The sequence below is a fragment of the Amycolatopsis mediterranei genome (assembly GCF_026017845.1).
GTDB lineage: Bacteria > Actinomycetota > Actinomycetes > Mycobacteriales > Pseudonocardiaceae > Amycolatopsis > Amycolatopsis mediterranei.
The window spans coordinates 6190952-6203452 of the sequence record NZ_CP100416.1 but is presented as its reverse complement, the minus strand read 5'-3'; the positions used below and the strand labels follow the sequence as shown (position 1 = coordinate 6203452).

8 protein-coding genes, 4 tRNA genes and 2 pseudogenes are annotated in these 12501 nt (G+C 69.4%); 6 read left to right on the top strand and 8 right to left on the bottom strand.

Translation table 11 applies throughout. The features are described 5' to 3' along the window. Window positions 1-303, top strand: a pseudogene (locus ISP_RS27780) (alkaline phosphatase PhoX); the annotation flags it as partial. 94 nt (window positions 304-397) lie between these two features. Here the strand turns inward: ISP_RS27780 and ISP_RS27775 are convergent. After that, a complete protein-coding gene (locus ISP_RS27775; protein WP_014467242.1) occupies window positions 398-532 on the bottom strand; it encodes a hypothetical protein in 135 nt (44 codons plus the stop codon). A gap of 504 nt (window positions 533-1036) precedes the next feature. On the opposite strand from ISP_RS27775, the gene ISP_RS27770 reads away from it, so the two are divergent. Then, entirely contained in the window at window positions 1037-2194 is a 1158-nt protein-coding gene (locus ISP_RS27770; RefSeq protein ID WP_013227156.1) for a permease, read from the top strand. 1071 nt (window positions 2195-3265) lie between these two features. On the opposite strand, the gene ISP_RS27765 is transcribed toward ISP_RS27770, so the two are convergent. From ISP_RS27765 to ISP_RS48305, 3 genes and pseudogenes are all read right to left on the bottom strand, one after another. Next, entirely contained in the window at window positions 3266-4030 is a 765-nt protein-coding gene (locus tag ISP_RS27765; RefSeq protein WP_013227155.1) for an ATP-dependent metallopeptidase FtsH/Yme1/Tma family protein, read from the bottom strand. 114 nt (window positions 4031-4144) lie between these two features. After that, complete coding sequence (locus ISP_RS27760; RefSeq protein WP_235204764.1) at window positions 4145-5176, bottom strand: S1C family serine protease; 1032 nt, start codon at window positions 5174-5176, stop codon at window positions 4145-4147. 305 nt (window positions 5177-5481) lie between these two features. Then, window positions 5482-5939: pseudogene (locus ISP_RS48305) on the bottom strand (histone-like nucleoid-structuring protein Lsr2). A 700-nt stretch (window positions 5940-6639) separates the two neighbouring features. Here ISP_RS48305 and ISP_RS27750 point away from each other — a divergent pair. Next, window positions 6640-7746: a tyrosine-type recombinase/integrase gene (locus ISP_RS27750; protein WP_230468374.1), complete on the top strand. Its 1107-nt coding sequence runs from the start codon at window positions 6640-6642 to the stop codon at window positions 7744-7746. A 56-nt stretch (window positions 7747-7802) separates the two neighbouring features. Here ISP_RS27750 and ISP_RS27745 read toward each other — a convergent pair. The 4 genes from ISP_RS27745 to ISP_RS27730 all read right to left on the bottom strand — a co-directional run bounded on the left by ISP_RS27745 (window position 7803) and on the right by ISP_RS27730 (window position 8583). Then, window positions 7803-7877: transfer RNA gene (locus tag ISP_RS27745), tRNA-Val, on the bottom strand. A gap of 1 nt (window position 7878) precedes the next feature. Further along, window positions 7879-7949: transfer RNA gene (locus ISP_RS27740), tRNA-Cys, on the bottom strand. A 23-nt stretch (window positions 7950-7972) separates the two neighbouring features. Then, window positions 7973-8045 (bottom strand) — tRNA-Gly (locus tag ISP_RS27735). Between the two features lie 112 nt (window positions 8046-8157). Beyond that, complete coding sequence (locus ISP_RS27730) at window positions 8158-8583, bottom strand: SsgA family sporulation/cell division regulator (RefSeq protein WP_013227152.1); 426 nt, start codon at window positions 8581-8583, stop codon at window positions 8158-8160. A gap of 390 nt (window positions 8584-8973) precedes the next feature. Between ISP_RS27730 and ISP_RS27725 the strand changes: the two genes are divergently transcribed. The 3 genes from ISP_RS27725 to ISP_RS27715 all read left to right on the top strand — a co-directional run bounded on the left by ISP_RS27725 (window position 8974) and on the right by ISP_RS27715 (window position 12433). Further along, window positions 8974-9045: transfer RNA gene (locus ISP_RS27725), tRNA-Val, on the top strand. An 812-nt stretch (window positions 9046-9857) separates the two neighbouring features. Continuing rightward, window positions 9858-11381 carry a sugar transferase gene (locus ISP_RS27720; RefSeq protein ID WP_014467238.1) on the top strand — a complete coding sequence of 508 codons (1524 nt, stop codon included), beginning with the start codon at window positions 9858-9860 and terminating at the stop codon, window positions 11379-11381. A gap of 437 nt (window positions 11382-11818) precedes the next feature. Continuing rightward, on the top strand, window positions 11819-12433 hold the full coding sequence (locus ISP_RS27715; RefSeq protein ID WP_013227150.1) for a malonic semialdehyde reductase: 615 nt from the start codon (window positions 11819-11821) through the stop codon (window positions 12431-12433). Window positions 12434-12501: the final 68 nt, after the last annotated feature.

Here is a 12501-nt window from a genome sequence, read left to right as displayed (position 1 = left end):
GGGCTGCTGGACTCGGCGTACCTGTTCGACCTGCGCGCCGACTACGCTCACGGCGCCCAGCCGGTGCGGTTCCTCGCCGAGGGCCGCGACCCGTCGGCGACGCTGGACTCGGCGTTGTCCGGCCGGACCGGGTTCCAGAACGACGGCGACAACGAGATCACCGGCATCCACGCGTCCAACGGCGACCCGTCGCCGCAGGGCGTCCTCGGCGCCCAGCGGCCGACCCCGTTCGGAGGAGGCTGGCGGCTGTTCTGGACCCAGCAGCACGGCGACAACGTGCTCTGGGAGATCACCCGGCGCTGAACCGAGTGCGCGGCGGGCCCCGGCCCGCCGCGCACCCGCTCGCCGCGGGCGTTCGGCGCCGGATCACGTTCACGCGCTTTCGCGCCGGTCCCGGCTAGTGCCCGGCGCCGCGCGGTGCCGGGGTGGTACTGAACTGGCCCTGCCAGCTGGCCTGTGCGCCGGAGTCGCCGATGCGGTAGATGTCGTAGGCGGCCGCGCCCCCGGCCACGATCGCCAGTACCGAAAGCACGACGGTGACCGCCGTCGAGGCCGGGGGCGAGGAACGTCCGGCGGCTCGTCCCGTGTCCTTGGGTTCGCGAACTCTCCCGGTGGCGCCACCAGACGAGGAGCGCGAGCACGGCCACCGGGAGCGCGACCCAGAGCGCGGTGTCGCCGAGTTCGGTGTGGGTCCGCACCAGCGGGGTCGAGGCGACGTGGCGCTCGAGCCATTCGCCGGCGTCTGTCGTGATCGGGACCAGGACCACGACGAGGACGGACAGGATCGCGTTCGGCCCGGCGAGCTTGCCCCGTGCGGCGGGCCACACCGCGCTGAGCACGAGGAGCACGCCTCCGTCGTATTTTCGGTCTCCTTCCATCGTGCGGCGCCAGGCGGCGCACGTCGTCACCGCTAGCGGCGAACTCCGGATTCCGGGTAGCCGCAATGCGAGGAACCGGCGCACTTGGGATGCTGATCCCTGTCGTGCGCGTCCGCCTACGTCAAATACCCCGTACCCGTATGAGAGGGCCGGTGAGAATGAACGCGATAGGGCACGCGCTCGCGTTGGCCGGGTCGATGACCTGGGAGATCCTGTGGGCGCTGATCCTCGGGTTCCTGTTGTCCGCGGTGGTGCAGGCGGTGGTGCGCAAGGCCACGATCGTCCGGCTGATGGGCGACGACCGGCCGCGCACGCTCGCGGTGGCGTCGCTGCTGGGCGCCGCGTCCTCGTCGTGCTCATACGCCGCGGTCGCGCTGGCCCGCTCGCTGTTCCGCAAGGGTGCGAACTTCACCGCGGCGATGGCCTTCGAGATCGGCTCCACGAACCTCGTGGTCGAGCTGGGCATCATCATGGCGCTGCTGATGGGCTGGCAGTTCACCGCCGCCGAGTTCGTCGGCGGCCCGATCATGATCGTGCTGCTGGCCCTGCTGTTCCGGATCTTCGTCCGTAAGCGCTTGCTCGAGAAGGCCGGCGAGCAGGCCGAGCGCGGCTTGGCGGGGTCGATGGAGGGCCACGCCGCGATGGACATGTCGGTCACCGGCGAGGGCTCGTTCCGCCGGCGCCTGTTCTCGCCGCGCGGGTTCACCTCGGTGGCGCACGTGTTCGTGATGGAGTGGGCAGCGATCCTGCGGGACCTGGTGATCGGCCTGCTCATCGCCGGGGCGATCGGCGCGTGGGTGCCGGAGTCGTTCTGGCGGGCGTTCTTCTTCACCGACCACCCGGTGGTCTCCGCGCTGTGGGGGCCGATCGTCGGTCCGATCGTGGCCATCCTGTCTTTCGTCTGCTCCATCGGCAACGTCCCGCTGGCCGCGGTGCTGTGGAACGGCGGCATCAGCTTCGGTGGCGTGGTCGCGTTCATCTTCGCCGACCTGCTGATCCTGCCGATCCTGAACATCTACCGGAAGTACTACGGCACCCGCATGACCCTGGTCCTGCTGGGCACCTTCTACGCCGCGATGGTGGGCGCCGGCTACCTGGTCGAGCTGCTGTTCGGCGTGACCGGCCTGATCCCGAAGCAGCGCTCCGCGACGGTGATGACCGAGGGGATCTCGTGGAACTACACCACCTGGCTCAACATCGCCTTCCTGATCCTCGCCGCCGTCCTGCTCGTCCGGTTCTTCCGCAGTGGCGGCCGGGACATGCTGCGCATGATGGGCGGATCACCTGACGCCGTGGCCGGCCACGATCACTCGTGAAAGACGTTGAGGCTGCCGATCGCCTAGCCGGCCGACGCCCGTTGAGCATGGGTTCCGCGGCGATAAGGTGGCGGTCGCCCCGGTGAGGATCACCCCCGGCGAGGCGGTGTGTCGATGAGCAGCGCGGCCGTGAACGCGGCGCCGAGGGCGAGGGCGAGCAGCGGCGAGAGCAGTACGGCCGGCGCGCCGGCCAGGAGCGCGAGGTAGCGCGGTACCGGGCGACCAGAACGCGGGAAAGCAGAAACCAGCCGGCCAGCAGGGCCAGGACGGCCACGTCACCGCCGGGCCACTCCAGGCTCGCGCCGCCCGGGCGCAGCACACCCAGCCCTTCGACCGCCCAGAACGTGCCGAAGCCGGCCAGCATCAGGCCGACGCCGTACTTGAGGGTGTTCTCCGGAACGCGGGCGAGCGGGGCCCGCGCCAGCACTCCCGCGGTGACCACGACGACGACCGCCGCGCACGCCGCGCCGACAGCGACCGGCACGTCGCCGGCATTGACCCCGAAGGTGATCACGATGAACACGACCTCGACACCTTCGAGGAACACAGCCTTGAGGCTGACCACGAACGAGAACCAGTCCAGCCCGAGCCGCCGTCGTTCGCCGGCTGCCCGTGCGGCCTCGGCCTGTCGGTGGAACGCCGCCTGCTCGTCATGCCGCGCCTTGCGGCCGGCGCTGCGCAGGACGGCCTTGCGCAACCACTTCAACCCGAAGACCAGCAGCAACGTGCCGACCACGAGCTGCAGCGCCGACCGGGGCAGCCAGGTCGTCAGCGCGTACCCGGTCACCACGGTGAATGCGGCGAGTGTCAGTAACGCGGCCGCGCTACCCAGCAACGTCGACCGCCAGCCGCGGGTCAACCCCATCGCCAGGACGACGGTCAGCGCCTCGACGACCTCCACGGCGGCGGCCGCGAAGGTCGCGATGGCCAGACCCCAGATCGCGCCAGAACCCATGCCCCGTCCTCTCGTGGCCGGTCACCGTCCACCTCAGCCTCCACCCGGCGGCCCGGTCGCGCATCGGTACTGCCGGTCGAACCGATCACCCGTCAGCCCGAACCGGTGCCTTACCGCTAGCCGGTAGCGGGATTGGCCGCTGGTCGGGAAGGCAGCGCGGCTTCGGCGTGGAAATGTGCGCGGAGCAGCTTGGTCACCTCGCGGTCGATGAGCCGTTGCGTGGCCTCGGCGTAGGGCCGGCTGGTGACTTGCTCGCCGCCGAGGCACGTCGGCCGCTCGGCGGCGAAGCCGACCGGGCCCACTGCGGCGCTCATGCCGAACTCACGCACCATTCGCGTGGCCAGGGCGGTCGCGCCGGCCAGATCGTCGGCCGCGCCCGTGGAGACCGCGCCGAACACGACGAGCTCCGCGGCCCGGCCGCCCATCCGGATGGCGAGGGAGTCGTGCAGGTAGCCCGCCGAGTACAGGTGCCGCTCGTCGACCGGAAGCTGCTCGGTCACGCCGAGGGCCTGGCCGGCCGGCAGGATCGTCACCTTGGCGACGGGATCGCCGTGTTCGGACAGCGCGGCGACCAGTGCGTGGCCGCTCTCGTGCACCGCGACCGCGTGCTTTTCCTCGGGCAGCAGGGCGTTCGAGCTGTCCCGGTGGCCGAGCAGGATCCGGTCGCGCGCCTCGGCGAAGTCCAGCGCGTCGAGCACGTCGCGGCCGCGGCGCACCGCGAAGATCGCGGCCTCGTTGATCAGGTTGGCGAGGTCGGCGCCGGAGAATCCCGGGGTGCCACGGGCCACGACGGTGAGGTCGACGTCGTCGTCGAGCAGCTTGCCCTTGCTGTGCACCGCGAGGATCGCGAGGCGTTCCCGTTGCGTCGGCAGCGGGATCACGACCTGGCGGTCGAAGCGGCCCGGGCGCAGCAGCGCCGGGGTCCAGCACCTCGGGCCGGTTGGTGGCCGCGATCACCACGACGCCGGTGGCCGGGTCGAAGCCGTCCATCTCCGTCAGCCGGGGTACTGGCCGAGGGTGACCTGAACGGTCCTCGCCGTCCCGTCCGACGTGGTGATCGCCACCGGCACCGTCTGGCCGGGCTTCAGGTCGGCGACGGTCTCGGCGAGCGTGGTCGGATCGGGCGTGAGGGTGCCGTTGACCGCGGTGATCACGTCCCCGGTCGTGATGCCCGCGCGCGCGGCCACGCCGCCCGCGTCCACCCCGGTCACCAGCACCCCGCCGCTGGTCGTCGCACCGACCTGCACGCCCAGGTACGCCCGGTTGGTGTTGGCCACGGTGCCCGTGTCGATGAGCTGGGTGGCGATGTTGTGCACCATGTTGGCCGGGATGGCGAAGCCGATGCCCGGGGCGGCGCCGCCGCCCAGCTGCGGGTCCGTGGCCGCGAGGGTCGGGATGCCGACCACCTGGCCGTCGAGGTTCACCAGCGCGCCACCCGAGTTGCCCGGGTTGATCGCGGCGCTGGTCTCGATCACGTTGGGCAGCACGACCCCGTTGTCCTCGCTCACGGTCCGGCCGAGCGCGCTGACGATCCCCTCGGTGACACTGCTCTTGAGCCCGAGCGGGTTGCCGATCGCCATGACGACGTCGCCGACGGACAGGTTCTTGGAGTCGGCGAACGTGGCGGCCTGTAGGCCGGGGGCGATGATGTGGAGGACGGCCAGGTCGTCCGGCTTGAAGCTGCCGACGAACTGCGCGGTGTACTGTTTGCCGTTGGCCAGGGTGACCTGCAAGGTGCCGGCGCCGGCGACCACGTGGTCGTTGGTCACGATGTCGCCTCTGGTGTCGAAGACGATTCCCGAACCCAGACCCTGGCCGGTGGTGATCTGCACGACCGACGGGCCGATGTCCGTGACGACGCGGACGAACTGGCCCTGCACCGCCTGCGCAGCCTGCGCGACGGGCGTGGTCCCCTCGGTCGACCCGGTGGCACCCGGGGCGGAAGAATCGCAACCGGTCAGGAACACCAGTGCGGTCGCGGCGATTCCTCCGACGACGAGTGTCCTGGGTCGATGGTGTCCGCTCAAGGTGGTCATGTTCCTGGCCTCTCAGTCGGGTGGACGTCTGTTGCCAGCGTCGCGGCCGGACCGCCTGACGTCTGCGCGGCCAGCGGGAAACCGCGCTACCGGCTACCGGGGATCTCGTGGCCCCGCTGCCTACGAACTGAGCGCGCTGCCGGAGTCAGGGGGCGTCACCGGCCACGCGGCCGGTGCGGTCTGCTACTTACGGAGGATGCTGATGACGCTTCTGTGTCGCGCCGATTCCGGCGGCTGGTTGGTGAACGTCGTCCTTCGGGTTGGGTGGGGCGAGCGCCTTCAGTGCTGCGAGAGGGTCATTTGCCGCGCTTGGGCTCTGGCTTTGATTTCGATGGGGGTCGAGTCTTTCGAGAAGTCGTCGAGCCGCCGGTTTCGCGAGCTGTATGGTATGCCTCGACGACCGAAGCTGGGATTCGTCCTCGGGCGGCTATTTCGTAGCCGTTGTCCTGAGCCCGTGCACGGATATCGTGGGTCGCCGTGTATTCGGCGGCTGCGTGGGCTCGTCTTTGCCGCGTTCAGTTGACTGGCCGACCGCGACCCTGACGCGCCGCCCTCCGGTGCGGCGCGCGGCTGACACGTATGGCGCCAGTGCGGTGCGCAACGTGTTGACGTTCGGTGTCGAGAGGTCGATCTCATACGACACGCCGTCGAGGCCGAACGGGACGGTCTGATCGGCCTGGCTGCCGTCCGTGTCGTCGAATAATACCGTGCCTAAATTGCGCGGTGTCGGCGGGACATGTGGTGACGAGGTTATTTGGATCGGTTTCAAGAAACTATTGACTGCTCGTGGGTTCGTCGGCATGAATTGCTGTGTGCTGCGGCGAACACGTCCCTTGATTTCCTCTGAAGCTCAACGAGAAAAGCGTAGGAGTACGTGATGGAAACCGAACTCGAGCAGGAACATGCTTACGTTGTGCGGTTGCTGCTGCGATCCGTGAGCTGGCGGCGGCGGTCCGCGCGACCGCGCCGGAGCCGCCGGTGGATCCGGACGCTTTGCTGACCGCGGAAGAGGTGGGGGAGTTGTCGCCGAGGACGTTGAAGGACCAGGCCGCCGCCGGGGTGTTGCCACATCACCGGTTCGGGAAGCACTACCGGTTCACCCGGGGCGATGTCGCCGAGATCGTGCGGCTCAGCGCCGCGCCGGTGAAGCTGCCGGGCGGCGGGTGTCCGTTCAGGACGTTGCCCAGGACTTCCGAGCCGCGTGATGCGGGCGGAGTAACAGGGAAGAGGAGTCAGAGCTGGCCTACGGCCAGGAAGCCGCCGGGACTCGCGAGTGGAGTGCCCGCTACAAACGTCCTGATGGGACGTGGGGGAGTAAGTCGGGGTTTCCCACCAAGAAGGCTGCCGAGGACTGGGGCTTGGAGCAGGAAGCCTTGATTCGGCGGAACCTGTGGTTGGATCCGCGGGATGGCGAGACCCGCTTTGAGGATTTCGCCGAGGAGTGGCTGGAGACGGTGTCTCCGCGGCTGGAGCTGAACACGATCGCGAAGTACCGGTCGTTTCTCGACAACCAGCTGCTTCCGCAGTGGAACGCGTGGCCGCTGGTCGCGATCTTCAACGGTTACGTCGAGATCGAGCGCTGGCTCTCGGAGCTGCACGAAGAGTTCGCCGAGTCCTCGGTGTCGTCGTACTTCGCGTTGTTCTCCACCATCCTCAACGGCGCCGTGCGTGCGCGGATGATCCCGGCCAACCCGTGCAACGGTGTCCGGGTGACCAACGGGGAGTTCGACACCGAGCGGCTGGTGGCCACGCCGGCGCAGGCGTTGCGGGCCGCGATGCGGCTCTACGAGCTGGGGCTGGGCAAGTCGGGGTTCGTGCTCTGCCTGATGGACGTCTACACCGGCGCCCGATGGGGTGAACTTGTCGGGCAGCAGCGGCACGAGTACGACGCCGAGCGCCGCGGCATCGAGATCCGCACACCGCTGAAGGAAGTGGCCGGGAAGGTCTACAAAGGAGGCCGGAAGAGTGATGACCATCACTCGGACGGCCAGAAGCGGCCGCCGACGAGGCGGGGGAACTCCCGGCCCAAGAAGGGCCGGACCAAAACCCCCGCAGGGAGTCGGTTCGTGGCGTTGCCGCCGGGGATCGCGGTGCTCTACGAGGAGCTGATGGATAGCCACCGCGATCCGTTCGTGCTGAGCACCCCGGAGGGGCATCCGTGGCGGAGGTCGAACTTCCGGATCCGGTTCTGGCGCCCGGCGTGGGACGGCAATGAACTCGATGACGTCGGCGCGGGGGAGCGGCGCCCGCCGATCCTGCCGACGTTCACCTTCCACGAGGGCCGCCACACCCACGCCACCTGGCTGACCGAGGATGGCATCCCGGAGGTCGCCCGGCGCGCCCGGCTGGGGCAGAAGATGAAGGGCATTGCCCGGGTCTACGACCACGTGACCCCGGCGATGGTGAACCAGATCCTGGACGCCCTGGAGGAACGCTGGCTGCGGTCGCTGGCGTCCCTGTACCCAGGCGAACGGGCGAAACTGGTGGCATGGTTCCCGCACCTGCGGTCCCGGCGCCTGGAACCCGGTCCGGGGGCTCACCGCCATTTCATCGCCATCTGACGACTGAAGCCCTGCCCCTCCGGGGAGAGACAGGGCTTCTGACCTGCGAAAACATATGGTGCGCGATACTGGGATTGAACCAGTGACCTCTTCCGTGTCAGGGAAGCGCTCTCCCGCTGAGCTAATCGCGCGAGGTGGAGACGGGATTCGAACCCGTGTACACGGCTTTGCAGGCCGTTGCCTCGCCTCTCGGCCACTCCACCGTGACAGGCTCGAGAGCCTACCGAGCGGATGACGGGATTCGAACCCGCGACCCTCACCTTGGCAAGGTGATGCGCTACCAGCTGCGCTACATCCGCATTCCGCAGCTCCGGGAGGTCGTGCCCCCGTCGCCGTGGTGTGGGAAAACCATATCGGACCCCGGAAGCGGGTTCGACACCGGGGTGTCACTCTGCCGTTGCGGGGCCGTCATCAGGCCAGATCGTGCGGGATGAGGTGGGTGAGCGCGTCGTCGACGTCGACCCACAGGTGCTCGTTGCCCGGCAGCACCACGTCGTACGTCCGGTCGAGGAAGTCGGCCAGCTCCTGGGCGGACGCCTCGAACATGGCGTGCCCGGACGGCGAGTTCAGCTCGATCAGGACCGCCTCGGGGTCCTCGACGGAGGGGCGGATGCGGACGTCACCGTCACCCGCGTCGGCCAGGAGGCCGTCTGCGAGGAGGTCACGGGCGTACACCCACTCGACCCAGCCGGCGCGGCCGGTGCGGAAAGCGGCGACGACCGCGTACGGGTCGCGTGTGTCGTAGCGCAGCTCCACCTTGACCGGAACCGCGGGAGTCCGCGGCGCCAGCAGGTCGAAGACCGCCGTCGAGCGGAGCGTCACGTGATCGTTGCGCATCGTCCTACCCTTCGTCTCCCTTCCCGGCCCGGCCCGGCCGAGGGCGTCACCACTTGGACGCATCAGGAGGCCGATTCCGTCGCGGGTGCGCCGCAAATCACCCGTCCGGGCTCTTCGGCCCCCGTCTCCACCCGTGACCACCCGCGGCGCGCAACTGACCGGCGCGCCCCGCGGAGCCCACGCCTCCATACTGCGCGGTTTAGTCGCCGGGCGATAGCACCGTCGCACGGATGTCGAACGTGGCGTCAGGCGGCCCCCCGGCCCGACAACCCTGGCTAGCTCGGGGTTGTGCGTTCCGTACTCGCCGGTAAGCGGAGTGTGGTCGGTCAGGACCACCCGTTTGCAGGCGCCTGAAAGTCGTACGCTAAAGTCGAGACCACCATCGCGGGCGGGCGATTAGCTCAGCGGGAGAGCGCTTCGTTCACACCGAAGAGGTCACTGGTTCGATCCCAGTATCGCCCACGAGCTTCGCGGAAGAGCCCTGTTTGCGGAACGCGCAAACAGGGCTCTTCTCGTCGTGTCTTGTGGGGCCGAGCCCTACAACCCCGCCGGGGGCAAGCCCCGGACCCCAGGTCGGGTCGGCTTTTCAAGGCAAGGACCGGCGGGTATCCCGAAGCGGAGTGAACGATCCGTTCGGATCATCCGTATCAGCTCACGAGAGCGGTTCGCGCCCCCGCCGCCGGGGCCCGCCGGAACTGCCTCGCAAGCCTGCCGCCGCGGCGGTTTTCTGTCGAACGCCACCCGTGGGAGGCCGGATGTGATCCTCGGCACGCCAGTTGCCCCGTGGCGGCGTGACCGCTCGGCGACGACGTGTGACAGAACCGGCGCGCGTGACGGCACGGCGAAGAATGTCACCCTCGGTGGCGACCGGACCCGCGCGACAGTGAACCGCCGACCCGGCTGGTCCACTGTGGACGAGCCGGCCGCCACAGTGTCCACAGTAGATTCCGGAAGACCCCGCTGGGCCGTTCGGCCCAGCTTGGTCCACCCGGGTGCGGGCATCACCCTCTTGGCTACGCAACGTAGTTTTTGTGGGGATACGCCCTATTACGCATCGTCTTCATCTCGTTATCTTTCGGCCATTTTCTGGCGGGGATGTCACGCAGCATGTGGCTGGAAATCCCTTGTAACACTGCCGAGAGAGTCGCCGATAACTTGCCGTGTGAAGCCTCCGCGGGCTCTGCGCGACCACCAATAGGCAGTGACTCTCCGAAGTTATGTCCGGTGACGCTGCGTGCCCGCGGCTCAACTCGATCCAGTTCCCGGGAGGTCAGATGGAAGAGTCGGTGCGGCCTTCGTACACGGTGAGCCAGCCACCGCCGCACATCGACCTCCAGGCCATCCCGCGTCCGGTCAGGCGGGGCGACCACCCCGGCGACACCGGGGGCCCGTCCGCCAAGGCGTGGCCGGCGGCCTGGGAAGCGCGGTACAGAGCCTGGGTCATCGGCAGCGATGTGTTCATCACGCTGCTGGTGATCGCGATCAGCGCGTTCGTCATCGATCGCGTTGCCCCGCACGACATGCACGCCTTCGGCACCATGCTCGCGGTGTTCGCCTCGCTGCCCGCCAGCCGGGCCTGGAGCCCGCGGGTGCTCGGCGAAGGCGCGGAGGAGTACCGCACCCTCGGCCGCGGCTTCCTCACCGCGGCCGTCCTGGTCGCCCTGGGCGGCCTGCTGTTCGGCGCGCTCGAGGTCCAGGTCTGGGTGTTCGTCGTGGTGCCGGCCATCGCGCTGGTCGCCTTCCCGCAGCGCTACCTGCTGCGCCAGGTGCTGCACCGCAAGCGCGCCAAGGGACTCTGCCTGCTGCCCGTGATGGCCGCCGGCAGCCCGGAAACCGTCGCCGACCTGATCGCCCGCACCCGCTCGGAAGTGCACGTCGGCTGGCGCGTCGAGGCCGCCTGCACGTTCAGCGGCCACGGCGAAGACCGCGACAGCGGCGAGATCGACGGCGTCCCGGTGGTCGGCAGGCTGGAGGAGCTGTCCCGGCACGTCCGGCGCGGCGGCTACCGGGTCGTGGCAATCACCGCCGACCAGTACTGGACGCCGAAACGACTGCAGCGACTGGCCTGGGACATGGAGGGCACCGGCGCGGAGATGGTGGTGGCGCCCGTGCTGATGGAGGTCGCCGGGCCCCGGCTCAACGTCACCGGCGTCCTCGGCATGCCGCTGTTGCGGGTCACCGCGCCGATGTTCACCGGCGGCCGCCGCGTGGTGAAGGAGATCGTCGACCGCTGCGGCTCGGCCCTGCTGCTCACCCTGCTGTCCCCGGTGCTGCTCGCGATCGCGGTCGCCATCAAGCTGAACGACCGCGGCCCGGTGATCTACCGCCAGAGCCGCGTCGGCCGCGACGGCGCGACGTTCACCATGCTCAAGTTCCGGACGATGGTCACCAATGCCGACGCGATCAAGCAAACCCTGGCGGCGGACAACGAAGGCGCGGGCCCGCTCTTCAAGATGAAGCGCGACCCGCGTATCACCCGGGTGGGTGGTTTCCTGCGCCGGTATTCGCTCGACGAGGTGCCGCAGCTGTTCAACGTCGTCTCCGGGAAGATGTCGCTCGTCGGCCCGCGGCCGCCGCTGCCGGAGGAAACCGAGCAGTACCCGCCGGACGCCCGCCGCCGCCTGCTCGTCAAGCCGGGCCTCACGGGCCTCTGGCAGGTCAGCGGGCGCAGTGACCTCACCTGGGCGGAGAGCATCCGGCTGGACCTGCGCTACGTCGAGGACTGGTCGCTCGCCCTGGACCTGGTGATCCTCTGGAAGACTTTCCGCGCGGTGATGGGCGGGCAGGGCGCCTACTGACCCGTCTTCACGCCGCGCCGCGCACCACGGCCGCCGACTCCCACCGCGGGGAGCCGGCGGCCGTGTCCGTTTGCCGGGTACTCCCGGGACTGCCCGGCAAACGGACACGGACGCAGCCGAGGCGCAGCCGTGGCGACCCGTGAGCCGCCGGTTCGGCTGCACCGCGCTACCGGCTCGCCTCGGCACGAGGGCGAGCCGGGCCATCAGGTCGCCCCGGTGCCCCTGTTCGCCGGGGAGACGCGCGCCGGCCGGGCCACCGCGGCTGCCGCCGTTCGCCCCGGTTACCGGCACCCGAGCAGGCCGTCGTAACCCGGTCGGGTGACCACCTCTCGCACCCGGTGATCCACCTCACCGCCACAAAGTAGTTGAGCTCGAAATAGTTCAACGCTCAACCTGGTTGCACGGGGTACCGACCCAACGGAAGGAAGCTCAGCCCCATGACCACCTTTGCCGAGCAGACCGAAGCCCTCCAGGTGCCCGCGGACGTCCAGAACCTGCTGTTCCGCGAGGCCCGCACGGCCAACAGTTTCAGCTCCGAGCCGGTGACCGAGGAGCAGGTCCGCGCGATCTACGACCTCGTCAAGTGGGCCCCGACGTCGATGAACACCCAGCCGCTGCGCGCGCTGGTGCTCCGGACCGCCGAGGCGAAGGCCCGCCTGCTGCCGCATCTGTCGCCGGGCAACCGGGCCAAGACCGAAGCCGCGCCGCTGACCGTCGTGCTCGCCGCGGACGTCGACTTCCACGAAAACATCCCCCAGGTGTTCCCGCACAACCCGGCGGTCAAGGACAACTTCGCCGACGAGCAGGGCCGCGTCGAGTTCAGCAAGCTCAACTCGCTGCTGCAGGTCGGCTACTTCATCATCGGCGTCCGCGCCGCCGGGCTGGCCGCCGGCCCGATGACCGGCTTCGACGCCCAGGGCGTCGACGACGAGTTCTTCGCGGACCGGAAGTGGCGCTCGCTGGTCGTCGTCAACGTCGGCAAGCCGGGCGAGAACCCGTGGTTCGACCGCCTGCCGCGGCTGGACTTCGACCAGGTCGTCGAGACCCTCTGAGCACCATCGGACCGGCGCTTCCCCCGGGGGAGGCGGCCGGTCCGGCGTTCGCGCCACGCGCGTGAGGG